The following is a 21,107-nucleotide window of genomic DNA, read 5'->3' on the forward strand; positions in this document are numbered from 1 at the left end:
CTCTCAATAAAACGTTGCATCAGGCTACTTCACACAGGGCGCTTGGGTCGATGGTAAGTGCCAGGCGTTGCCCGTCAGCGTGCAGATCGTCGGCCGAGCGGTTGAGCACGTCCACCACCAATTCCACGCCGCGCGCTTCGATGCGGTAGCGAATCACGTTGCCCAGCAGGCTGTGGCTGCGCACCAGGGCATCCAGCTCGCCCGTGCGGCTGAGCTCGATGGCCTCCGGGCGAATCGCGATGCGGCTGTTGAAAGGACGTTGCAGCAGTTGCGTGGCCTTGTCGGCGTCCAGCAGGTTGTAGTTGCCGATGAAACCTGCGGCGAACACGTCGACGGGGGCTGTGTAGAGGGTTTCGGCATCCCCGCTTTGCACGATCTTGCCCTGGTTCATCAGGAAGATGCGGTCGGACATGGTCAGGGCTTCTTCCTGGTCATGGGTCACGAAGATCGTGGTCAACCCCAGCTCGCGCTGGATCTGGCGGATTTGTTCGCGCAGGTGCTTGCGAATGCGTGCATCCAACGCCGACAGCGGCTCATCCAGCAGCAGCAGGCGCGGGCGGGTAACCAGTGAACGTGCGAGCGCCACGCGCTGGCACTGGCCACCGGACATCTGGTGCGGGTAGCGGCCGGCGAGGTCCTTGAGCTCCACCAGTTGCAGCACTTCCTGCACGCGCTTATGGCTGTCGTCGGCGTTGACCTTTTGCATGCGCAGGCCGAAGGCGACGTTTTGTTCCACGGTCATGTTGGGGAACAACGCATAGCTCTGGAACACCATGCCGATGTTTCGTTTCTGCGGGCTCAGCGGGACGATGTCCTGCCCATCCAGCAGAATTTTTCCTCTGTCCACCGAGGTCAGGCCGGCGATGCAGCGTAGCAGCGTGGACTTGCCGCAACCGGACGGGCCGAGCAGGGTGACGAACTCACCCTTGGCGATCTCGCAGTTGATATCACTGAACACCGGGGTGCCGGCGTAGCCTTTTTGCAGGTGTTGGACGCTGACGAAGCTCATTGGCTTTTGTCCTTGTTCAAGATGTTGGCGGCCCAGGTCAGCACCAGCACAAAGAAGAAATAGGAAATCACGACGGCACTGGTGAAGTGGCCGCTGGTGTTGCGCATATTGTTCAGGTACACCTGCAGGGTTTCGTAGCGGGTGCCCACCAGGATGTTGGCAAACACGAACTCACCGAACAGGAACGAAAACGACAGCAACAGCGCGACCATCAGGCCTTTGCGCAAATTCGGCAGCACCACAAAGATCGCGGCCTGCCAGGTGCTGGCGCCGAGTAATTGTGAAGCGTCCATCAGGTCGCGCAGGTTGATGGCTTGCAAGTTGTTGGTGATCGCCCGGTACATGAACGGCAAGGCTACGGTGAAGTAGCAGCCGATCAGGATCCACGGGGTACCGACCATTGCCAGCGGCCCGGAGCCATAAAGTTGCAGCAAGCCCACCGACGACACCACCGGTGGCACCGCAAAGGGCAGCAGGATGAGGATGTTCATCAGCGCATCAAGCTTGGGGAAGTGGTAATGCACCACGAACAGCAGCGGCAGAATCAACACCACCGACAGGATCAGCGCCCCCACGCACACCAGCAGCGATTGCCCAAAGGCTATCAAGAAGCGCGGGTCGCTCCACAGCTGCACGTACCATTTCAGGGTAAAACCGGCGGGCAGAATGGTCGCCGACCAACTGCTGGCAATGGAGTAGACAAAAGTGCCCACCAGCGGCAACACCAGGATCGCAAATAACAACCACACCACTACCCGATGGTAGAGGGAGGCCGGGCCGGCTTCAGCGCGAGACATGGTAGCTCCTCTTGAGCAGCAGTTGATGGACCACGGTGACCACGGTCATCAGCGCCACCAGCACCGCGGCCAGGGCGCTGGCCATGTTCGGGTCGAGGGACACATCGCCGGACACCAGGCCCGCGATGCGGATCGGCAGCACGTTGAAGTTGCCGGTAGTCAATGCGTAGACAGTGGCGTAGGCGCCCAAGGCATTCGCCAGCAGAATCACGAACGTACCGAGCAGGGCAGGGGTGAGCACCGGCAGGCCGATATGCCGCCAGAACTGCCAGCCATTCGCGCCGAGCAAGGCGGCCGACTCACGCCAGTCTTCGCGCAGCGCGTCGAAGGCCGGATACAGCAGCAACACGCCGAGCGGAATCTGGAAGTAGGTATAGAGGATGATTAACCCGGTTTTGGAATACAGGTTGAAGTCCTGAATGATCCCCGCCTGCTTGAGCATGATGGTGATGCTGCCGTTGAAGCCCAGCAGGATGATGAACGCGAACGCCAGTGGCACGCCGGCGAAGTTGCTGGTCATGTTGGCGAAGGCGGTGACGAAATTGCGCAGCGGCGAATCCACCCGGCGCAACGAGTAGCTGCCCAGCGTGGCGATGATGATCCCGAAAATGCTGGAGTAGAAGCTGATCTCCAGGCTGAACTGAATGGCTTGCAGGTAGAACTTCGAGCTGAAGATGCGTACGAAGTTTTCCAGGCCCCAGCCGGCTTCTTCGGTCTGCAGGCTGTTGATCAGTACCCAAACGAGCGGGGCAATCTCGAACACGATAAAGAACAGTGCGAAAGGCACCAGGCACAGCAGTGCCAGCCATTTGCCACGGGTCATTTCAACAGCTCCCGGCATACAGGTTTGTCGTGGGGCACGCCGAGCAGTTCGCAGACGGTGCCGCAGAGGTCGGTTTGTTTCGGCGTGGCAGTGGTGTCCAGGCTGAACGCATCGCCGAGCACAAACAGTGGTACTTCGCGTTCTTCGGGCAACAGGCCGTTATGAGAGCGGTCGTTGTTCATGCCGTGGTCGGCGGTCACCAGGACCTGGTAGCCGGCGTCGAGCCAGGCTTGCAGGTAATCAGCCAGGATGATGTCGGCCGAGCGTGCGCTGTTGCGGTATTGCGCGGTGTCGAGGCCGTGCTTGTGGCCGGCGTCGTCGATGTTCATCGGGTGAACCACCAAAAAATTCGGCGTGTGTTTGAGGCGCAGGCTTTCGGCGTCGGCGAACAAGTGGGAATCCGGGTAGTGGTCATTCCAGTAGAAATGCCCGTGCTGGATCGCCAGCGCCTTGTCGTCGGTATGACGGTCGCGGGTGGCAATAAAGGGCGTGCGGTTATACAACTCGCTGACCCAGTGGTAGGCCGCCGCCGCAGTGGTAAGGCCTGCGTCGGTGGCGTAATGGAAAATGCTGCGCTGGGTGGACAGGCGCGAGACATTGTTGTGCACGATGCCGCTCTGGATCGGAGGCACGCCGCTGAGGATGCATTCATACAACGGGCGGGACAGGGCGGGCAGTTCACATTCCAGTTTGTAGAGGGCTGCGCGTCCTGCGCCGACATAGGCCTGCAAGTGCCCCATGGCGTGCCGGGCAACCTCGAAGTTCAGGCCGTCGAGCACCACAAGGATGACATTGTGCTTCATGGGGGCTGGCGCTCCGCAACAGTAGGCTTGACTCAATTTCTCTGGCGCAACCGGGTCAAAATGTGGGAGCTGGCTTGCCTGCGATGGCGGTGCATCAATCGACACAGATGTTGAATGTCAGACCGCTATCGCAGGCAAGCCAGCTCCCACACTGACTGCATTTCAGGCCGGGAGCCTGATTACTTCATCTCTACGATGACCTGCTCGTTCCACAGCTGAGGCAGCTTCTTGGAAGTCGCTTCCCAAGCATCCGCGTCCTTGATCGGCTGTGGGTTGGCCTTGGTGTACTGCTCGCCCGGGATCAGGTTCTTGGCGATATCGGCTGGCAGTTTCAGGTCGGTTTCCGCGCGGATCGGACGTGCGTTGCCTTTCGCCAGGTTGAGCTGGCCGGCATCGCTGAAGATGTATTCGCGAGTCAGCTTGGCGGCGTTCGGGTGCTTGGCGTATTTGTTGATGATGGTGGTGTAGCCGGATTTAACCGAACCGTCCGATGGGATCAGCACCACGTAGTCATCCGGGTTGGCCATCTTGGCCTTGTAGCTGAGGCCGTTGAAGTCCCAGACGATACCCACTTCGACTTCGCCTTTTTCCATGGTGGCGATGGTCGGGTTGGAGAGGCCGAGACGGCCTTGCTGGGCTATTTTGGTGAAAAATTGCAGGCCTGGGGCGATGTTCTTCTCGTCGCCTTTGTTGGCGATGGCGGCGGCGAGTACCGCGTTGGAGGCCTGGGCCGCGGTGCTTACGTCACCGACGGACACTTTGTATTTGCCGGTCTGCAGGTCAGCCCAACTGGTAGGCACCTCGGAACCGTGCAGCAGCTTTTTGTTGACGATAAACGCGATGGTGCCGGTGTAGGCCAGGGCCCAGTGACCGTCTTTGTCTTTCGCCCAATCTGGAATCTGGGCCCAGGTGGACGGTTTATACGGCTGGGTGACTTCCTGCTTCACCGCAATCGGGCCGAAGGCCGCGCCCACGTCGCCGATATCGGCACTGGCGTTGTCTTTTTCGGCCTTGAACTTGGCGATTTCCTGGGCCGAGCTCATGTCGGTGTCGATGTGCTTGAGGCCGTAGGTCTTGGCCAGGTCTTCCCAGGTGCCTTTCCAGTTGGCCCAGTCATCGGGCATGCCGACGCTGTTGACGGCGCCTTCCGCTTTCGCGGCGGCTTCCAGAGTTTTTAGATCGGTATCAGCGGCCATTGCGGCGGTGCACATGGCAATGGTCGAGCCTAACAGTGATGCCAGGAAAAGCTGTTTCATCCGAAGCTCCTTTGGGCGTTTTCAACGCGGCGGTTTTTTCTACGGTGTTGTTGGTCTAGGTCAGAGCAATACCTGAGCCAATCTAGACGCGATGGATGACAGTTTCATGTCGATGTCGTTTTCAAAGCGCAGATGTCGCAGCGCGCAGGCTTAGCGTAGACCACGTCCAAGTGCCCGCTACGGTTGGACTTGGCCGATGTATTGCAGGGTGTGCTGCGCGGGATCGACGCGGACTGTCATCTGTCGGTCATCTGTAATGCCTAGGCTGGCAGGCAGCAGCGCAAGCCCAATTACGAAGCGGTTTGTGCACCTGATCGGTGCTGGTCTAGTCCAGATAGGTAACGTTGATGCGTGATGAGGCAATCAAGGCGGTGACATCCATCGGCCTGGCGCTGCAAGAGCAGATCGACCATGGCCTGCTGCCGCCTGCAAGCAAACTGCCCGCCGAACGCAAGCTCAGCGAGTTGTTTGGTACCACCCGGATTACCGTGCGGGAAGCCTTGTTACAACTGGAGGCCCAAGGGCAGATCTATCGTGAGGAACGTCGCGGCTGGTTTGTCTCGCCGCCACGGCTGGCCTACAACCTGATGCAGCGCAGCCACTTTCACGCCATGGTCGGTGACCAGGGGCGAGTGGCATCCACTGAAGTGATCTCTGCACGGATGCAACCGGCGTCGGCGGCGGTGTGTGCGTGGTTGCAGTTGCCGGCGTTGTCCCGCGTGATCCAGATCTGCCGGGGCCGGCGGATTGATGGGCGTTTGGTGTTGTATGTGGAGCACTACCTGAACCCGAAGTATTTTCCGGGCATTCTGGACTGCGACCTGAACCTGTCGATGACCGAACTGTATGCGCGCAAGTACGACTTGCACTATGGTCGGGTGCGTTTCGAGATCGTGCCGACGTCACTGCCGGTAGAGGCTGCCGCTGCGTTGCGCGTGTCGGTCGGCAGCCCGGGCTTGCGGATAGCCCGGGTCAATTATGACCAGCACCATAGGCTGATCGACTGCGACCTGGAGTTCTGGCGGCATGATGCCATCCACGTCGGCGTGGATGTTGTGTAGCCGCGCACCGTGCTGAATGACACACCACAGTTGAACCGTGCCAGGCATGACCGATCGGTGGGTCGTCAGGGGGTGAGTGCCGTGATCACCTGATCCACATTGGTCTCCAACTCCGTCACCGGCTCTGCACCGTCGACATTCAGTACCAACAATCCCGCTCCCCCCGCCGCAACAGCGGCCCTCACCGCTTCACTCGGCTGACGATGATGCAGCACCACCGCGACATCGTTGTCCTTCAACTCGGCGCTGAGTTTCTGCAACGCCTCAGGCGTCCAGTCGGCGTCTGGCCGGGCATCGGTGCTGAGCACTTCCAGGTTCAAACTGCTGACCAGATACGCAAAGTGGTCGCTAAGGCTGACCACGCTGAGGTTATCCGCCTTGGCCAGCCGCGCTTCGCTGTCGGCGCTGAGTTTGAGCAGGCGCTGCTTGAGGGCGGCAAGGTTGGCGTCGATCGTCGGCTTGGCGTCGGGGGCCAGGCGGCTCAGGTCCGCGGCCAATACATCGGCCATGCGTCCCATATTGTTACTCGACTGCCATGGCTGGCTGTTCAAACCATCGGTGACGCCAGGCTGCACGGCGATGCCCGGCAAGCCGCCGTCCACCGGGCGGGCGGCGTCGACTTCGACGATGCGGATATTGCTGCGGCGCGCCACTGGGTACAGCGGGTCATCGGCCCACAGCGAGCGCAGGCCAATAGTGGCGTCGGCGTCCAGCGCCAACGCGCTCAATGCCGGCGCGCCACGACCGGTGAAGTAGGACACCTGCCGCGAACCCGGCAGGTTGGCCGGGGCGGCGCGCTCCAACTGTACATTGGTGCCTTTGAGCAGCACCTCGGCCAGGCCGTAGGTGATCGGCAGCGAGGCAAGGACCTTCACCGGTTGTACAGACTTGGCCTTGCTCAGTGCGGCGTGACCCAGTCCGGGATGGATTTTGAGGGTCTTGGGTTCTGCACCGTCGACAGCCAGTGCCGAAGTGCTAATCAAATAAGCGATGGCCAGGGCCAATGGACGAAAGACAGGACGCATTATCCAAAATTCCCCTTGAGGCTGGGCACCGTGCCGCGCGCGATGGCGGCCAGGGCGAAGGCGATACCGGCAACCAGAATGATCGCGGCGCCGGATGGGATCGGCAGGTCGAAGATGATCGGCAGCAGGATCCCGCACAGTGTGCTGACGGTGGCGATCACCACCGAGACCCAGAAGAACCCCTTGAGCGACTGGCTCAGCAGGCGCGCCGCTGCGGCCGGAATCACCAACAGCGCGCCTACCAGGATCGCGCCGATGACCTTCACCGCCGCGACGGTGATCAGTGTCACCAGAATCACGAACAAGTAATCCAGGGTCTTCACCGCCACCCCGCGCACTGCCGCCAGTTGCGGGTTAAAGCTGGCCAGCATGATGCGGTTGTACAGCGGCAAGGCCAGGGCCATCACCAACGAGCCGACAATCGCCAGCACCAGCAAGTCATTGCCATTGACCGTCAGCACCGAGCCGAACAGCACGTTCTCCAGAATATGCACGTTGATCTTGCCGGCCAGGATCAGCAACAGGCTCGCACCCAATGCCAGTGACACCGACAGAAACACACCGATCAAGGTGTCCGGCGCCAGGCCGGTTCGGTTGCGCAGGTAGTTGAGCAGAATGCCGAACAGCAGGCAGTAGCCGAACAGGCTGCCATAGGGTCCGGTGTAGGGTTCGCCCAGCAGAATGCCCACGGCCACGCCGGTCAGCGCGGCATGGCCGACCGCTTCGGAGAAAAACGCGAAGCGCTTGACCACCACCAGCGTGCCCAAACCACCCAGCACTGGGCCGATCAACAGACCGGCGAGCAGTGCGTTGACCACAAACCCGTAGGCCAGTGCCTCCGGCAGATAACCGGAAGAGGCCCAGCCCTGGACCATCAAGCGAAAGGCTTCATAACTCATTGCGCCGGGCTCCGAGGGTGGGTGGAGAACAGGGTCAGCAGGCGATCCGGGGTCAGCGCCTCGTTGGGCGTGGCGTCGAACAGCACGCGGCGGTTCAGGCCTGTGACGCGGTCGGCCAGGCGGCCCACGGCTTCCAGGTCATGCTCGATCCACAGCACGGTGATCCCTGCCAGACGCCAGTCACTCAGTAGGCGTTCGAACACTTGGATTCCGGCTTCGTCGAGCGCCGACATCGGTTCATCCAGTACCAGCAGTTGCGGCGCCGGTATCAATCCCTGGGCCAACAACACGCGCTGGCGTTCACCGCCGGACAGGGCACCCATGCGCCGCTTGCGTTTGTCCTGCATGCCAACGCGCTCGAGCGCATCACCCATCGCGCCGGCATAATGTTTTGACAGGCCAAGAAATGCAGGGCGCCGTTGACACATGGCCGCCATGAAATCATCAACGGTCATCGGCAAACCACGGTCGAACTCCAGGGCCTGAGGCACATAACCGATGGTGCCGGGCGTGGTCGGCCAATGCAGACTCAGCCGTCCCTGATGCGGCGTTTGCCCCAGCAGGGTCTTGATCAGCGAGCTTTTGCCACCGCCGTTGGGGCCGACCAGCGCATGGATGCTGCCCGGCTGTACCTGAAAACTCACGTCATCAAGGATCACGGTGCGACCCAGGGTCAGTGACACCTTGTCGAACGCCAGCGTCGGACCGACGCTGACCGCATTCAGTTGCTGCGCCGCGGTCATGACCCGGACTCCTGGATTGCGCGGACCACGGTGTTGAGGTTGCCGGTCATTTCCACTTCGTACTTTTCAGCGCTGTATTCGCCGTAGGAAATATGCGACAGCGGGTACAGCTTGACCCCGGACTCACGCTGGATGGTGTCGACGTAGGTGGACGGGAAGTCCATCTCCGAGAAGATTACCTTCACGTCCAGGGCGCGTAGTTCATCAATGGTTTTCTTCAACTGGCTGGGGCTTGGCTCAATGCCGTGGGCCGGTTCGACCACGGCGGTGACTTCCAGGCCGAATTCGCGCAGCAGGTAGTCGTAGGCCGCGTGCACGGTGGCCACGCGCAGGTCCGGGTTGGGCGCGCTGGTCAACTTGGCCAGGGCATCGGCGCGCATCTGGCGCAGGCGCTTGCCGTAGGCGCGGGCGTTCTGGGTGTAGGTCTTGGCGTTGTCCGGGTCGAGCTTGCCCAGCTCGCGGGCGATGTTGTTGACCTGGGCAATCGATGCGCTGATCGACAGGAAGGTGTGCGGGTTGACCACCTTGCCCGCACCGCGCGCAGCGTTCCCGGTGGCGGCCAGCAGCGGCACATTGGCGTTGGCTTCGATCACGGGAATATCCGGGCGCTCGCTGGTGGCGATCATGCGGTCGGCGAAATCATCATGGCCGACGCCGTTGAGCACGATCACGTCCAGGGTGCCGATGCGCTTGATGTCCTCGGCGCGCGGCTCGTAGGCATGCGGGTTGAAACCGGCCGGAATCAGCGGCACCACCTGGGCCTTGTCGCCGACGATATTGGCCACATAGCTGTAGTAAGGGTGAAGCGTGATGCCGATACGCAGGCGTTTAGCCGGCTCTGGGTTAGAGAGTGCATTGGCCAGGGGGGCGAGCATCAGGCTGAACAGGCCAACCAGCAACAGGCGCAACAGGGGAGATGAAATAGACATGGGCAATCGGTCTTCTCGTTCAGTGACGGTGCTGGCGTGTGACGCCGGCATCGAATTGCGCGACCACCTGCTGCCAGCCGGCCGCGATCAGCGCCTGGTCAGTGAGGTCGGAAGGGGCGGCGAGGTTGGCTTGCCGGTTGAGCCAGATATCCGGTTCGGCACCGTGCACGCGCATGAGCAGCGAGCCGCTGGTGCCGGGCACTTGGCTCAACCCCAGGTAGGCCGAGGGTTCCAGCAACTGCCAGCGATGATCGCCACGGCTGACCGAGCTGGCGTCCTGGGCAAACGGCGCGAAGCCTTCTTCGGCCAGATGCGCCGGTGTGGGAAGCGCGCTTTGCTCCTGCTGCAACAGCTGGATCTCATCCAGGGTCACTCGCAGGTCGGCGTAGATGCCTTGCTCGGCGGCGCTCAGGTCGCGACGGGCGTCCAACTGGTGGCTGGGCACGGCCGCGACTTCCTGGGTTTCACCGTGCAGGGCCACCACCGTGCCGGCCACCGCAAGGATGATCAGGCACAACAGCAGCACGTAGAGGGTTTCGTGACCGGCACCGGCGGGGCGTACAACCTGTGTGGTACTCATTGCGGCTGGATATCCGCTTGGTCGATTTCCACCACGTGGCCCGGGCCTGCATCAAACAGCACATAGAACTCGGCGGACGGCTTCTTGAAAGTTAGGGTCGAGTCTTCGCCAAGCTTGCCGGGCACCAGGATGGTTTCGTCATAGCCGATCACGTCCAGGGTCACGCCGGGCGCGCCGCTACCGTCAGAGAAACCGCCTTTGCACTGGACCTGCTCGCCGGGAATTTCCTTGCACTCGCACATCGGGTTGTGGGCCAGGGTGACGGTACTGAAACCGGCGCACGCCAATAGGACGGCACAGGCGCGGGTCAGGCGCATCAAAGTCATGGTTTAACTCCTTGCTTGTTCAGCCAGGCAATGGTGGCAGGCGAGGCCTGGTTCAACGGGATGGAGCCCTGGTGCATAGCCCCGTCCCAGCCTTCCATGGTGACCCACAGTTCGGCGTCGGCTGGTGTGCGTTCCGGGATCGGCAGGGCAGCGCCCATGCGGTACGGCGTACCGAAGAAGATCACCCCGGCGGCCCGCAGGCTGCGCGGCTTACCGATACGCAGGTAGGTGGCCTTGACCTGGTCGGCGCAGGTGGCGCACAGGGCAGCGTTGAAAAACTTCATCGGGCCGGCCGGGTCTGGGCGCGGGCCTTCATTACGAAATTCGGCGAGGGTCAGGCTCCAGGGCCCGACCTGCACTTCACCGGCCACGCGCTCGCCGATGCCGGTGTCGCCGCGAAACAGCGCCGCGTCGGCGAAGTACTTGGGCATGAAGCCCAGGGGCACGAGCAACAACAGCACATTGATGTGGAAACGCCATTTCAGCCAGAAGGCTCGCAGCGGCGATGGCTTTGCGGTAGCGACCTTGCTCATGTTTGGGCCTGCGAGGTTTCAGCCTGCCTTGCCGGGATGGAAACAGGCTTGCGCGGGGCCTTGGCTTCACGCTTGAGCGCATTGAGGGTGGCCAGGGCGGTGCGCTTGGTCCAGATCAGCAGGCCGCTCAACACCATCATGCTCATGACAAGGCCGAAGAACGCCCAGATCAGTTTGATCCACAGCCCGCCAAAGTCGCCGGTGTGCAGCGGGCGCATGGATTCGGTGACGAACTCCAGCTTTGAACGGTCGGACAGCAAATGCGCCGCAGCGACTTCGCCGTCATACGGGTTGATTTGCGCGGTCTGGAACATCAGTGGGTACCAGCCCCGCCCGCCAATCTGCAGGTGGCTGTAGGCATTGAGCGGCAGGCTGATGAAACTCGGCTCCAGGCCAGGAATACGCTGGGTGGCGATCTTGATCGCCTCGTCTACCGGGATCATCGGCGCTGGCACGCCTGGCGCCGACATCGGCACTTTCTCCCGGGCGATCACTGGGATGACGGGTTCAGTGGAAATCGAAATCTGGTTGTCGCCCAGGATCGCCCGGATCAAGAACCAGATACCGGTGACAGAAATCACTGCGATAAACCAGATTGACCAGATACCGCTCAAGCGGTGGAAATCCCCCCAGAATATCCGCGCGCCATGGCGCACGCGCAGGGTCGGGCGCAGGAAACCCTTCCAGAACTTCTTGTACACCACCAATCCGGTGACCAGCGACGCCAGCAGCGGGATGCCGAGCGCCGACACCAAATACCAGCCCCAGCTGTAGCCATTGGTAAACGGCACCAGCCACCAGCCGTGCAGGGCGCGTGTGAATTGCTGAAAGTTGAAGGACGGGCTGATGCCCTGGATCGCTCCGGTGTAAGGGTTGACGTAAACCTCCACGGAACGCCCGTCGGGGTAGCTGAGGTCGACGCTGAGGGCGAAATGGGATTCGTCGGGCCGGCTGATCGACTGGACGAACACCTGGGGCTCTTCGCGCTTGATCGCGGCGATCACTTGGTCGTAGCTCAGTGGCTCGGCGTCGTCCGTCGGCTTGCTCGCACGGATATCCGGGTTGGCCAGCCAGACGATCTCCTGGCTGACCACCGCCAGGGTGCCGGTGACGCAGACGATCAGTACAAAAAACCAGATGGGCAATGCCAGCCAGCTATGCACGAGAAACCAGAGTTTGGAGCGTGACTTCTTCGACATGTGAATGAGGGTCTTGATCGGAAGGGGCAGTAAAGGCCCAGAAAAGGCCGGTCGTAGCTTTTGCTGACGCGACAGGCTGTATCTAAGTTAAGACGGATGAGAATGAGAAATCCCTAAGCCAGATATGAAAGAAAATGTTTCAGGTTCAAATTCAGCCGTTCGAACGCCTGCACCTGCAAGCCAACCCCTGACACACCTCTATCCAAATGTGAACGCTGGGTTATCACTTCAGCGTTGTGTGGTGGGCTCCAGCAGCTGCGCCCCCGGCCCGCGCTCACCGAGCTGATCATCCCGATTACGCAACGGGCACGCTTCCATCGACAGGCACCCACAGCCAATACAACCACTGAGTTTGTCCCGCAGTAGCATCAGCTTATTGATGCGCTCATCCAGGTCCTCCCGCCACAGCGCCGACAACCGCTCCCAATCCTGAGCGTTGGGCGTGCGTCCATCCGGCAAGGTTTGCAACGCGTCACCAATGGTTGCCAGCGGAATCCCCAGGCGCTGGGCGATCTTGATCACCACCACGCGCCGCAACACATCCCGTGGATAACGGCGTTGGTTGCCCTCGGTGCGATTGCTCTTGATCAGCCCCTTGGCCTCGTAGAAGTGCAGGGCCGTGACGGCCACACCGCTGCGCGCCGCCAACTGGCCGACGGTGAGTTCTTTAGTCATCATGCAAAAACCCCCAAACACCGCTTGACCTTGACTTAACTAGAGGTTTTACCCTGCGTGGCATCGAATCACAAGATTCTGCCTACAGAGAAAGGGGAGTGTTCATGCAGGTATCAGAGAAAAATCGCAGTTTCACTCAGTTGATCGAGTTTCAGATCGAGCCCCAGAAACAATTCGCCCTGGTGGCAGCCTTGAGCACCCAGAGTGAGCGTCTGGCCCAAGGCCATGGCGGTTTTATCAACGCAAGCGTGCAGGTCAGCGCTGATGGGCGGCGGGTGTTGAATTATCTGCAATGGCGTACGCGTGAAGACGGCGAGGCGGCATTCAAGTGCTTTGAGCACGGTGAGGAAGATTTCTGGACGCTGATTCGCGCCCACCAGGCAACCGCCGTGACCTTTGGTTCGTTCCAGGTGCTGAGCAGTTTTGAGCGCAGCCATGACAACGCGCTGCACTGCCGCCTAAATGGATAAGTGCAGCATGCGCTCGCCTTGCACGTTCTCGCCGGGGCGGCGTTTGTTGACCGCCAACTCGCCGATCTTGATCAAGCGGCTGCGCGTGACGTTGCGGCTCAGGCCCAACAGATGGGCGGTGTGCACCTGGTTGTAATGGCTGAAACGGTAGGCGGCGCGGAGCAGGGCGTCTTCAACCTTTTCATGCAGGGCCCCGGCCTGTTCTTCGAACAGTTTCTGGAAGGCACGCGCCAGCAATGCTTCGGCGCTGTTGTCGGTGCCGTGCTGGCTGTCGTCCTGGCGCTCGATGCGCAGGTTCGACAGGCGCAAATCGTCGCGTTCGATCAGGCCGTTGTGGCAGATCAACAGGGTGTGGTGAATCACGTTCTCCAGTTCGCGGATATTGCCCGGCCAGCTGTAGCTTTTGAGTTTGTGCTCGGCTTCGCGGCTGATGGTGATCGGGCCATAGCCAAGGCGCTGGCTGTAGGCTTCGATGAAGTGCCGGGTGAGCGGCAGGATATCGCCAGGACGGTCACGCAGCGGGCTGAGTTCCAGGCTGACCACGTCGAGACGGTAGTAGAGGTCTTCGCGGAAATGCCCGGCGTTGATGGCTTTTTCCAGTTGCACGTTGGTCGCGGCAAGCACCCGCACATCAATCGCAATGCTCTTGCGCGAACCCAGGCGAACCACTTCGCGCTCTTGTAGGACGCGCAGCAGCTTGACTTGGATCGCCATCGGCAAATCGCCGATCTCATCGAGGAACAAGGTGCCGCCGTCGGCCTCCTCAAACCAGCCTGCCTTGGCACTGAGGGCGCCGGTAAAGGCGCCTTTTTCATGGCCGAACAGTTCGGCTTCCACCAAAGATTCGGAGAACGCCCCACAGTTCACCGCCACGAACGGCCGGTTACGCCGCGCGCTGAGGTTATGGATGTGACGCGCCACCAACTCTTTACCGGTGCCGGTCTCGCCGATGATCAGCACGCTGGCTTCGCTGGGCGCCACTTGCTGGATGTGGTCGAGCAGCGCCTGGGATTTCGGGTCTTCGAAGACCTGTGCCGTGGCGCGGATCGACGTCGCAAGGGCGGGCGAGGGCGGTAAGGTCAAAAGCTGCATGGGCACCTCTCTTAGGAATAGAACGTTGGAATCGGCAGGGACTGGTTCAATGCCCAATCCCCCAGTTCATGGAGCTTGTAGTCCACCAGGTCGTGCAGGGTTTGCGTGCGCAGGGTGCGCAAGTGACGGTCCAGGCGCAGCGAAGCATGGGTGGAGCGCGCGCCGGTAACTTTGAACAGGCGGCTGCAGAGTTCCAGGCCCTGGGGGGGGCGGCTACTTTGGCGGTGTGCAAAGGGGAAGGCAGGACGCTGGGGGGTTTGGCTATCACACGGTGTTCCTCAATGTCTATTTAGCCTTCATTGCACTCAGGCCTTCGTCGCTGATGGGCTCGATCAACTTGTCGGCGGCTTTCCAGGCGTCCTCTTCGCTCTCGTGCACGATCACATGCCGTGGCAGCCAGCAATACCGGTGTGTTGATCAAGGCGTTGAGGCCGACCAGATCAAACAGGTGCTTGAGCAAGCCTGGGTACGAACCGCGATAGACCGGCGCGGCGACGATCAGCCGCTCGGCTTGTTCGATGGCCAACAGTTGGGATTCGACTTCAGCGGTCAGTTCATCACGCGACAGCGCACCGCCCAACGGCCGCGCAATGTCACCCATTTCGATCCGGGTGCTCTGGATCGGCAGCAAGGTGGCCAGTTCAGCCAGTACGGCTTGAGTCAGCACGAGGGTACGAGACGGGCGCCAGGTTCCGCCGCAGAGGGCAACGACATTCAGGGGACGGGTCATGAACAGTTCCTTTTTCAACAGTGGTTTGTCGCAGGTGGAGTACACCGGTTGAGCAAGAACTGCACCAACGGGTTCAGCCCCTGATTGGCGTGGGTTGCAGGCTCACTGCTGAAAATGCTGTTGTTGTCTGACGGGTGATTTGTTGAACGGCTGATGCCTGGGCAACAGTTGCGTAGGCAACAGTGCTAATGAGGCGTAGCGACATTTATAGAGGGTTACGTTTATTCAGTAAATGAATGTATTTCCATATTTATAGATCATAAAGAAATATGAAGGCATCGTTATCAGAGGTGCCTTGGCGGTTGATAGCAACTATCACGGGAGGTGATTTTTCACCGTGCGAGGGTGGGAGTAGCCTGTGTTCATTGACTCGAAACCTCCTCTGCAGGGCCACCGCCATGAACCGATTCCTCGCTGTTTGCTTATTGATTGTCAGCTCTGTCCTCGCCGGATGTGCGACCCATCCTTCGCCGGAATTGCGTCCTTACACAGCGGAAGAAACCAAAGAGTTGTCCTTGGAAGCGTTGAGCCGTCTTGGTTTGTCGTTTGATGAGTATCAACAGCAGCGCGCCGCACTGATCGGTCAACCAAAGAAACCTTTCGGCTTTGATCGCCAGGGTGAAATGAACGCCGAACGCAGCGTGACCCTGCATGGTCGTCCCAGTTGAGCCTGCGCTCAGCGACAAAAAGCCCGAGGCTTCCTTTAAGGAACCTCGGGCTTTTTGTTTGCCATGGCTCGACTTCAGCCTGTTAAGCTGAATTTCAGGAGCCTTCCTACGCACATTTTCATAAAGTGGTCCTTCTTTAATGGCATCCGATCGGTTAAACCTGACGACCTCTGTTCCGGTCGGTGCCCCTGAGACGCTGCTCTCGGGAACCTGCTCTGCGAGTTTTTAACGTCATGAATAAACGTCCGTTGTATTTCGACTACGCCGCCACTACCCCGGTAGATGAGCGAGTCATCCAGGTGATGGTCGAGTGTCTGGGCTTCAATGCCAACTTCGGTAACCCTGCGTCCAGTTCCCATGTGTTCGGCCAAGCGGCCCGGCAAACGGTTGAACAGGCGCGTCGCCAAGTGGCCGAACTGGTCGGTGCCAATTCCGAGCAGATCGTCTGGACCTCTGGCGCCACTGAGTCCAACAACCTGGCGATCAAGGGCGTGGCCCAGGCGCGGGGTGTGGCGGGCGGGCATATCATCACCAGCCAGATCGAACACAAGGCCACGCTGGATACCGCACGGCAGTTGCAGGAAGCCGGCGTGGCCGTGACCTACCTGGTGCCGGACGCGGATGGGTTGATCAGTGCCGAAGCGGTCAGCGAAGCGTTGCGCGAAGACACCTTCCTCGTGTCGCTGATGCTGGTCAATAACGAACTGGGCACCCTCAACGATATCCCGGCCATCGGCGCTCGCGTGCGTGAGCATGGCGCGCTCTTGCATGTGGATGCGGCGCAAGGCGCGGGTAAGGTGGCGATCGACCTGTCGCAGTGGCCGGTGGACCTGATGTCGTTTTCCGCCCACAAGCTGTATGGCCCCAAAGGTATCGGCGCTTTATATGTCGGGCCGCGGGCGCAGCAGAAAGTCTTGGCGCAGATTCACGGCGGTGGGCACGAAGGTGGCCTGCGCTCCGGCACCCTGGCAACCCACCAGATCGCCGGCATGGGCACTGCGTTCGCCCTGGCGGCGGCGTCTTTTTCAGAGGAAAAAGCAGTAATCGTCGCCTTGCGCCAGCGCTTGCTGGATCAGTTGGCATCGGTGGCGGGCGTGCGCCTGAATGGCAGCGCTACACAACGTATTCCCCACACCCTGAGCCTCACGTTCAGTGAAGGCGAATTCAACTCCGTTGCGCTGAGTGCGGGGATCGCATTTTCTGCGACCTCGGCCTGCAATTCGGCGAGCAATGCACCGTCCCATGTGTTGTTGGCGCTGGGCCATGATGCTCGCAGTGCTGGCCGTACCATTCGCTTGAGCCTGGGCCGGTTTACCACCGAGCAGGATATCGACCAGGCGGTGCAATTGATCAAGGCTGCCCTGGCCTGCGAGCCGGCGTTCTGGGCGGTCTGATTCATCTATCGCAACACATAATAATTATTCGTGGTTAGCAGGAGACACAATGAGTACGCAGCCTTTGACCCATGGAACGGTTACCCAGCGCCTGGCGCATACCCGTGAACTGATGAGCCGCGAGGGCATTCATGCCTTGCTGGTGCCGTCGGCCGACCCACACTTGTCCGAGTACTTGCCGGGTTACTGGCAGGGGCGGCAATGGTTATCGGGGTTTCATGGCTCGGTGGGAACACTGATTGTCACTGCGGATTTCGCCGGTGTGTGGGCCGACAGCCGTTACTGGGAGCAGGCCACCAAGGAACTCAAGGGCAGCGGCATCGAATTGGTGAAGCTGCAACCGGGCCAACCTGGCCCGCTGGAGTGGTTGGCCGAGCAAACGCCGGAAGGTGGTGTGGTGGCGGTGGATGGTGCGGTGATGGCCGTGGCCTCGGCACGTACCCTGGGCGGAAAATTGGCGGAGCGCGGTGCACAGCTGCGTACTGATATCGACCTGCTGAGTGAGGTCTGGAAAGACCGCCCGGCGCTGCCGAACCAACCGATCTATCAACACCTTCCACCGCAAGCCACCGTCAGCCGTGGCGAAAAACTCGCGGCACTGCGCGCTAGCTTAAAAGAGAAGGGCGTCGACTGGCACTTCATCGCCACCCTGGATGACATTGCTTGGCTGTTCAATTTGCGCGGCGGTGATGTTTCGTTCAATCCGGTGTTTGTGTCCTTTGCGTTGATCAATCAACAGCAGGCCACGCTGTTTGTGGCACTGAGCAAAGTCGATGCCGAGTTGCGGGCAGTGCTGGAGCAGGATGGCGTGACACTGCGTGATTACAGCGAAGTGGTAGAGGCGTTGCGCGCGGTGCCGGCGGGCGCCAGTTTGCAGGTCGACCCAGCGCGCGTCACCGCCGGCTTGCTGGAAAACCTTGATGCCGGTGTCAAGCTGGTCGAAGGACTCAACCCGACCACATTGGCCAAATCCCGCAAGAGCCTGGCCGACGCGGAGCACATCCGCCAAGCCATGGAGCAGGACGGCGCGGCCTTGTGCGAATTCTTCGCCTGGCTGGACAGTGCGCTGGGCCGTGAGCGCATTACCGAACTGACCATCGACGAACACCTGACCGCTGCGCGCACCCGTCGCCCGGGTTATGTGTCGCTGAGTTTCAACACCATCGCCGCGTACAATGCCAACGGTGCGATGCCGCACTACCACGCCACTGAAGAGGAGCACGCGCTGATCGAAGGCGATGGCCTGTTGCTGATTGATTCGGGTGGCCAGTACCTGGGTGGCACCACGGATATCACCCGAATGGTGCCTATCGGTACGCCGAGTGAAGAGCAGAGACGTGACTGCACCCGTGTGCTCAAAGGTGTGATTGCGTTGTCCCGTGCGCATTTCCCAAAAGGCATCTTGTCACCGCTGCTGGACGCCATTGCCCGCGCGCCGATCTGGGCCGAAGGCGTGGACTACGGCCACGGTACCGGGCACGGTGTAGGCTATTTCCTCAACGTGCATGAAGGTCCGCAAGTGATTGCCTACCAGGCTGCGACTGCTCCGCAAACGGCGATGCAGCCGGGGATGATCACCTCAATTGAGCCGGGCACTTACCGTCCGGGACGTTGGGGCGTGCGTATCGAGAACCTGGTGTTGAACCGCGAAGCGGGCAAGACCGAGTTCGGCGAATTCCTCAAGTTTGAAACCCTGACCTTGTGCCCGATCGACACGCGCTGTCTGGAACCGTCGATGCTGACGGCGGACGAGCGTGAGTGGTTCAACGCTTACCACGCCGAAGTGCGTGAGCGCTTAAGCCTATTGCTCAGTGGCGCGGCGCTTGAATGGCTGCGGGTGCGTACGGCGGCTATCTGATCACTTGCCGTTCCGGCGCCTTGATCAGGGCGCCGGCTATATTGTCGACATCTAACTCAGGGCTTCGCGCACAAACTCCAAACGGTCCTGACCGAAGAACAACTGGCTGCCTACGAACATGCTGGGTGCACCGAACACGCCGCGCTTAACGGCCTGTTCGGTGTTGTCCTTGAGGGCAGCCTTTACAGCTTCGTCGTTTGCCTGGGCCAGGACCTTTTCTGGATCGAAACCGTGCTCGGCAAGCACGGCAGCCACGACCTCGGGGTCACGCAGGCAACGTAGCCTTCGCGGGCGAAGCGTTTGGCAATGGCGCCACCGGTTGCATCACCGGCGCCTACTACTAAGACGATTTTCTTGTTGTGCGTCATGGGAACTCCCTTGGCTCGAATGTCGAGCAGGCGTTTAGACGCAGCTGTGTAAAGGGTCGGTTTGTGCCGGGAATTAGATGTGAGCAGCCAGGAGGTGACTGCTCAAGCGATTACTTACAGATGACGATCATGCTGCGGCTGGTGTAGCCGGCAGGGTTGAGGCCGAAGGGGTAGTCCCCTGGCTCCTCGGAATTGTCACCGGACTTTGCGATTACCCGGTAGCCCTTGGCGCCGCAGGCGTTGGTAGCACTGGTGTAGCACTGGTCCCAGGAAGAAGACAGGCCGGAACAGTTGATATGCAGCCCTTTTTTGCCACGTTTTACTTCTGTCTTGGTGGTCGCGGCGCAGCCAGCAATGGCCATGACCATTAACAGTATCAAAATTCGCTTCATTCCTATCCTTAATAGCCGCCTCGCAAAGAGTGAAGCTTGCTCTACTTGCTCTCGGGTGTCGCGTTGGCACAGTCCTTGTCGAAATTCTCCATGAAAGACATTCGTTTACGGCTTAAACATGGCCTAAATGCGCGCTAAATGCCAGAGCTACATTCAAACAGGTTTCAATCCGCCGGAACCAATGGCTTTGACTCGCTGCGCATCGTTACCGTGGCACCTACGGAGGCCAGAATGATGCAAGTAATTGCCAGCCACTGCGCCAAGGACAGGTGCTCGTTCAGGAAGAACAGGCCAGAGAGCGCGCCAAACGCCGGTTCGATGCTCATGAGGGTGCCGAAGGTGCGGGCGGGGAGGCGCGTCAGTGCGACCATTTCCAGGGTGTAGGGCAGGGCGGTGGACAGGATAGCGACACCGATGGCGACCGGGATCAGTGCGGGAGTCAGTAACGCGCTGCCTGCATGGACGATGCCGATCGGTGCGACAAACAATGCGGCAATCATCACGCCGAGGGCGGCGGTTTGTACGCCGTTGTCATTGCCGGCTTTCTGGCCATACAGAATGTAGAGCGCCCAGCAGACCCCAGCTCCCAAGGCGTAGCCTGCGCCTAACAAGTCGATGCCGCTGCTGGCGTCACCGATTGGGATTAATAGAAGCAGGCCGGTGATCGCGAGAGCTATCCACAGAAAATCCACCGCTCGACGTGAGGCGTAGATCGCCACGGCAAGCGGCCCGGTGAATTCCAGGGCAACGGCAATACCCAGGGGCACGCTGCGCAAGGACATATAGAAGAGGAAGTTCATGCCGCCGAGTGCCATTCCGTAGACGATCACCGTGCGCAGGGATTTGGCCGTCAGTTTGGCGCGCCAAGGACGCAATAGAAGTAGCATGATCACACTGGCGAAAATCAGACGCAGGGTCGTAGTGCCTTGTGCGCCGACGATAGGGAACATGCTCTTGGCCAGCGAGGCGCCGGACTGTATGGAAGCCATGGCGATCAGCAACAGGCCAACAGGGAACAATGTCGAGGCCAGGCTGCGGGTGGAGGTATTCATTGGGTGTACGTCCGAGGTCATATTAAGAGAGGCGTCGACGCTATGATGCTTAACTGTCGGAGGTTGAGCAATATATTGCTCAATTATCCTGGCAGGCAACTTACAGACTGCGGGTTTTGAGGTTTTCAGCCTCTTTGATAGAAAAACCAAATTAAGGGTTGACGGCAGATTCTGGAAGTCTATAATTCGCCCCACTTCCGGCGCAGTCGAAACGGAAAACTCCTTGGTAAACAAAGAGTTATGCGAAATTCGACGGCGAGTTGCTTCAGTTCATCGAAGCCCAGAAGGAGTTGGTAGGGCGGTGTTGTTTGGCTCTATTAACGTTTCGATCCTCTCGGTCGAAAGCGGAGAAAAAGAGGTGTTGACAGCAGCGTGTAACGCTGTAGAATTCGCCTCCCGCTAACGAGAGATCGGAAGCGCAAGTG

22 protein-coding genes and 4 pseudogenes are annotated in these 21,107 nt (G+C 60.2%); 5 read left to right on the forward strand and 21 right to left on the reverse strand.

What is annotated here, in order from left to right; genetic code table 11:
• Positions 1-19: 19 nt before the first annotated feature.
• The 5 genes from AACY44_RS02090 to AACY44_RS02110 all read right to left on the reverse strand — a co-directional run bounded on the left by AACY44_RS02090 (position 20) and on the right by AACY44_RS02110 (position 4,688).
• On the reverse strand, positions 20-1,009 hold the full coding sequence (locus tag AACY44_RS02090) for an ABC transporter ATP-binding protein (RefSeq protein ID WP_339438569.1): 990 nt from the start codon (positions 1,007-1,009) through the stop codon (positions 20-22).
• Positions 1,006-1,806: an ABC transporter permease gene (locus AACY44_RS02095; protein ID WP_339414619.1), complete on the reverse strand. Its 801-nt coding sequence runs from the start codon at positions 1,804-1,806 to the stop codon at positions 1,006-1,008. The genes AACY44_RS02090 and AACY44_RS02095 overlap by 4 nt, the downstream gene beginning before the upstream one ends.
• Positions 1,793-2,629 (reverse strand): ABC transporter permease, encoded by an 837-nt coding sequence (locus AACY44_RS02100; protein WP_370468011.1) that lies wholly within the window; start codon positions 2,627-2,629, stop codon positions 1,793-1,795. Before AACY44_RS02100 ends, AACY44_RS02095 begins: the two co-directional genes overlap by 14 nt.
• The gene (locus AACY44_RS02105; protein WP_339414617.1) at positions 2,626-3,432 is read right to left on the reverse strand and encodes an alkaline phosphatase family protein; all 807 of its coding nucleotides are present in this window, start codon (positions 3,430-3,432) and stop codon (positions 2,626-2,628) included. Before AACY44_RS02105 ends, AACY44_RS02100 begins: the two co-directional genes overlap by 4 nt.
• Before the next feature lie 179 nt (positions 3,433-3,611).
• Positions 3,612-4,688 (reverse strand): ABC transporter substrate-binding protein, encoded by a 1,077-nt coding sequence (locus AACY44_RS02110; RefSeq protein WP_049709160.1) that lies wholly within the window; start codon positions 4,686-4,688, stop codon positions 3,612-3,614.
• A 347-nt stretch (positions 4,689-5,035) separates the two neighbouring features.
• Here AACY44_RS02110 and AACY44_RS02115 point away from each other — a divergent pair, with 347 nt between their 5' ends.
• Entirely contained in the window at positions 5,036-5,749 is a 714-nt protein-coding gene (locus AACY44_RS02115) for a UTRA domain-containing protein (protein ID WP_339414616.1), read from the forward strand.
• A 65-nt stretch (positions 5,750-5,814) separates the two neighbouring features.
• On the opposite strand, the gene AACY44_RS02120 is transcribed toward AACY44_RS02115, so the two are convergent.
• The 9 genes from AACY44_RS02120 to soxR form a co-directional block, all read right to left on the reverse strand.
• Positions 5,815-6,774 (reverse strand): metal ABC transporter solute-binding protein, Zn/Mn family, encoded by a 960-nt coding sequence (locus tag AACY44_RS02120; protein ID WP_339427805.1) that lies wholly within the window; start codon positions 6,772-6,774, stop codon positions 5,815-5,817.
• The gene (locus tag AACY44_RS02125) at positions 6,774-7,673 is read right to left on the reverse strand and encodes a metal ABC transporter permease (RefSeq protein WP_339414614.1); all 900 of its coding nucleotides are present in this window, start codon (positions 7,671-7,673) and stop codon (positions 6,774-6,776) included. The genes AACY44_RS02120 and AACY44_RS02125 overlap by 1 nt, the downstream gene beginning before the upstream one ends.
• Positions 7,670-8,416, reverse strand: a complete 747-nt coding sequence (locus AACY44_RS02130; RefSeq protein WP_339414613.1) for a metal ABC transporter ATP-binding protein — start codon at positions 8,414-8,416, stop codon at positions 7,670-7,672. Before AACY44_RS02130 ends, AACY44_RS02125 begins: the two co-directional genes overlap by 4 nt.
• Positions 8,413-9,345 (reverse strand): metal ABC transporter substrate-binding protein, encoded by a 933-nt coding sequence (locus AACY44_RS02135; protein WP_339414612.1) that lies wholly within the window; start codon positions 9,343-9,345, stop codon positions 8,413-8,415. Before AACY44_RS02135 ends, AACY44_RS02130 begins: the two co-directional genes overlap by 4 nt.
• Positions 9,346-9,364: 19 nt before the next feature.
• Complete coding sequence (locus AACY44_RS02140) at positions 9,365-9,925, reverse strand: DUF6162 family protein (protein ID WP_339414611.1); 561 nt, start codon at positions 9,923-9,925, stop codon at positions 9,365-9,367.
• Positions 9,922-10,251, reverse strand: coding sequence for a hypothetical protein (locus tag AACY44_RS02145; RefSeq protein WP_370467889.1), 330 nt, complete (start codon positions 10,249-10,251; stop codon positions 9,922-9,924). The genes AACY44_RS02140 and AACY44_RS02145 overlap by 4 nt, the downstream gene beginning before the upstream one ends.
• Complete coding sequence (locus AACY44_RS02150) at positions 10,248-10,784, reverse strand: thiamine pyrophosphate-binding protein (RefSeq protein WP_339414609.1); 537 nt, start codon at positions 10,782-10,784, stop codon at positions 10,248-10,250. Before AACY44_RS02150 ends, AACY44_RS02145 begins: the two co-directional genes overlap by 4 nt.
• Positions 10,781-11,983 carry a PepSY-associated TM helix domain-containing protein gene (locus tag AACY44_RS02155; RefSeq protein ID WP_339414608.1) on the reverse strand — a complete coding sequence of 401 codons (1,203 nt, stop codon included), beginning with the start codon at positions 11,981-11,983 and terminating at the stop codon, positions 10,781-10,783. Before AACY44_RS02155 ends, AACY44_RS02150 begins: the two co-directional genes overlap by 4 nt.
• Positions 11,984-12,211: 228 nt before the next feature.
• Entirely contained in the window at positions 12,212-12,661 is a 450-nt protein-coding gene (gene soxR / locus AACY44_RS02160) for a redox-sensitive transcriptional activator SoxR (protein WP_339414607.1), read from the reverse strand.
• A gap of 101 nt (positions 12,662-12,762) precedes the next feature.
• On the opposite strand from soxR, the gene AACY44_RS02165 reads away from it, so the two are divergent.
• Positions 12,763-13,128: an antibiotic biosynthesis monooxygenase gene (locus tag AACY44_RS02165; RefSeq protein ID WP_339414605.1), complete on the forward strand. Its 366-nt coding sequence runs from the start codon at positions 12,763-12,765 to the stop codon at positions 13,126-13,128.
• Here AACY44_RS02165 and AACY44_RS02170 read toward each other — a convergent pair.
• The 3 genes and pseudogenes from AACY44_RS02170 to AACY44_RS02180 form a co-directional block, all read right to left on the reverse strand.
• The gene (locus AACY44_RS02170; protein ID WP_339414604.1) at positions 13,117-14,220 is read right to left on the reverse strand and encodes a sigma-54 interaction domain-containing protein; all 1,104 of its coding nucleotides are present in this window, start codon (positions 14,218-14,220) and stop codon (positions 13,117-13,119) included. The genes AACY44_RS02165 and AACY44_RS02170 overlap by 12 nt on opposite strands.
• Positions 14,221-14,231: 11 nt before the next feature.
• Positions 14,232-14,420 (reverse strand): annotated as a pseudogene (locus tag AACY44_RS02175) (acyl-CoA dehydrogenase family protein); the annotation flags it as partial.
• Positions 14,421-14,608: 188 nt separating this feature from the next.
• Positions 14,609-14,950 (reverse strand): annotated as a pseudogene (locus AACY44_RS02180) (NAD(P)H-dependent oxidoreductase); the annotation flags it as partial.
• A gap of 398 nt (positions 14,951-15,348) precedes the next feature.
• Here AACY44_RS02180 and AACY44_RS02185 point away from each other — a divergent pair.
• From AACY44_RS02185 to AACY44_RS02195, 3 genes are all read left to right on the forward strand, one after another.
• Positions 15,349-15,618, forward strand: coding sequence for a hypothetical protein (locus AACY44_RS02185; RefSeq protein WP_339529717.1), 270 nt, complete (start codon positions 15,349-15,351; stop codon positions 15,616-15,618).
• 233 nt (positions 15,619-15,851) lie between these two features.
• Entirely contained in the window at positions 15,852-17,012 is a 1,161-nt protein-coding gene (locus AACY44_RS02190) for a cysteine desulfurase family protein (protein WP_339529719.1), read from the forward strand.
• A 49-nt stretch (positions 17,013-17,061) separates the two neighbouring features.
• Positions 17,062-18,870 (forward strand): aminopeptidase P family protein, encoded by a 1,809-nt coding sequence (locus AACY44_RS02195; protein ID WP_339414600.1) that lies wholly within the window; start codon positions 17,062-17,064, stop codon positions 18,868-18,870.
• 51 nt (positions 18,871-18,921) lie between these two features.
• On the opposite strand, the pseudogene AACY44_RS02200 reads toward AACY44_RS02195, so the two are convergent.
• From AACY44_RS02200 to rhtA, 4 genes and pseudogenes are all read right to left on the reverse strand, one after another.
• A pseudogene (locus AACY44_RS02200) lies at positions 18,922-19,149 on the reverse strand (DsbA family protein); the annotation flags it as partial.
• A pseudogene (locus AACY44_RS02205) lies at positions 19,125-19,238 on the reverse strand (glucose 1-dehydrogenase); the annotation flags it as partial. The pseudogenes AACY44_RS02205 and AACY44_RS02200, both read right to left, overlap by 25 nt.
• Positions 19,239-19,348: 110 nt before the next feature.
• Positions 19,349-19,630 carry a hypothetical protein gene (locus AACY44_RS02210; protein WP_049709138.1) on the reverse strand — a complete coding sequence of 94 codons (282 nt, stop codon included), beginning with the start codon at positions 19,628-19,630 and terminating at the stop codon, positions 19,349-19,351.
• A gap of 164 nt (positions 19,631-19,794) precedes the next feature.
• Complete coding sequence (rhtA, locus tag AACY44_RS02215; RefSeq protein ID WP_339414599.1) at positions 19,795-20,682, reverse strand: threonine/homoserine exporter RhtA; 888 nt, start codon at positions 20,680-20,682, stop codon at positions 19,795-19,797.
• Positions 20,683-21,107 lie beyond the last annotated feature (425 nt).

Source organism: Pseudomonas sp. RA_15y_Pfl1_P11, assembly GCF_963970975.1.
Lineage (GTDB): Bacteria > Pseudomonadota > Gammaproteobacteria > Pseudomonadales > Pseudomonadaceae > Aquipseudomonas > Aquipseudomonas tritici.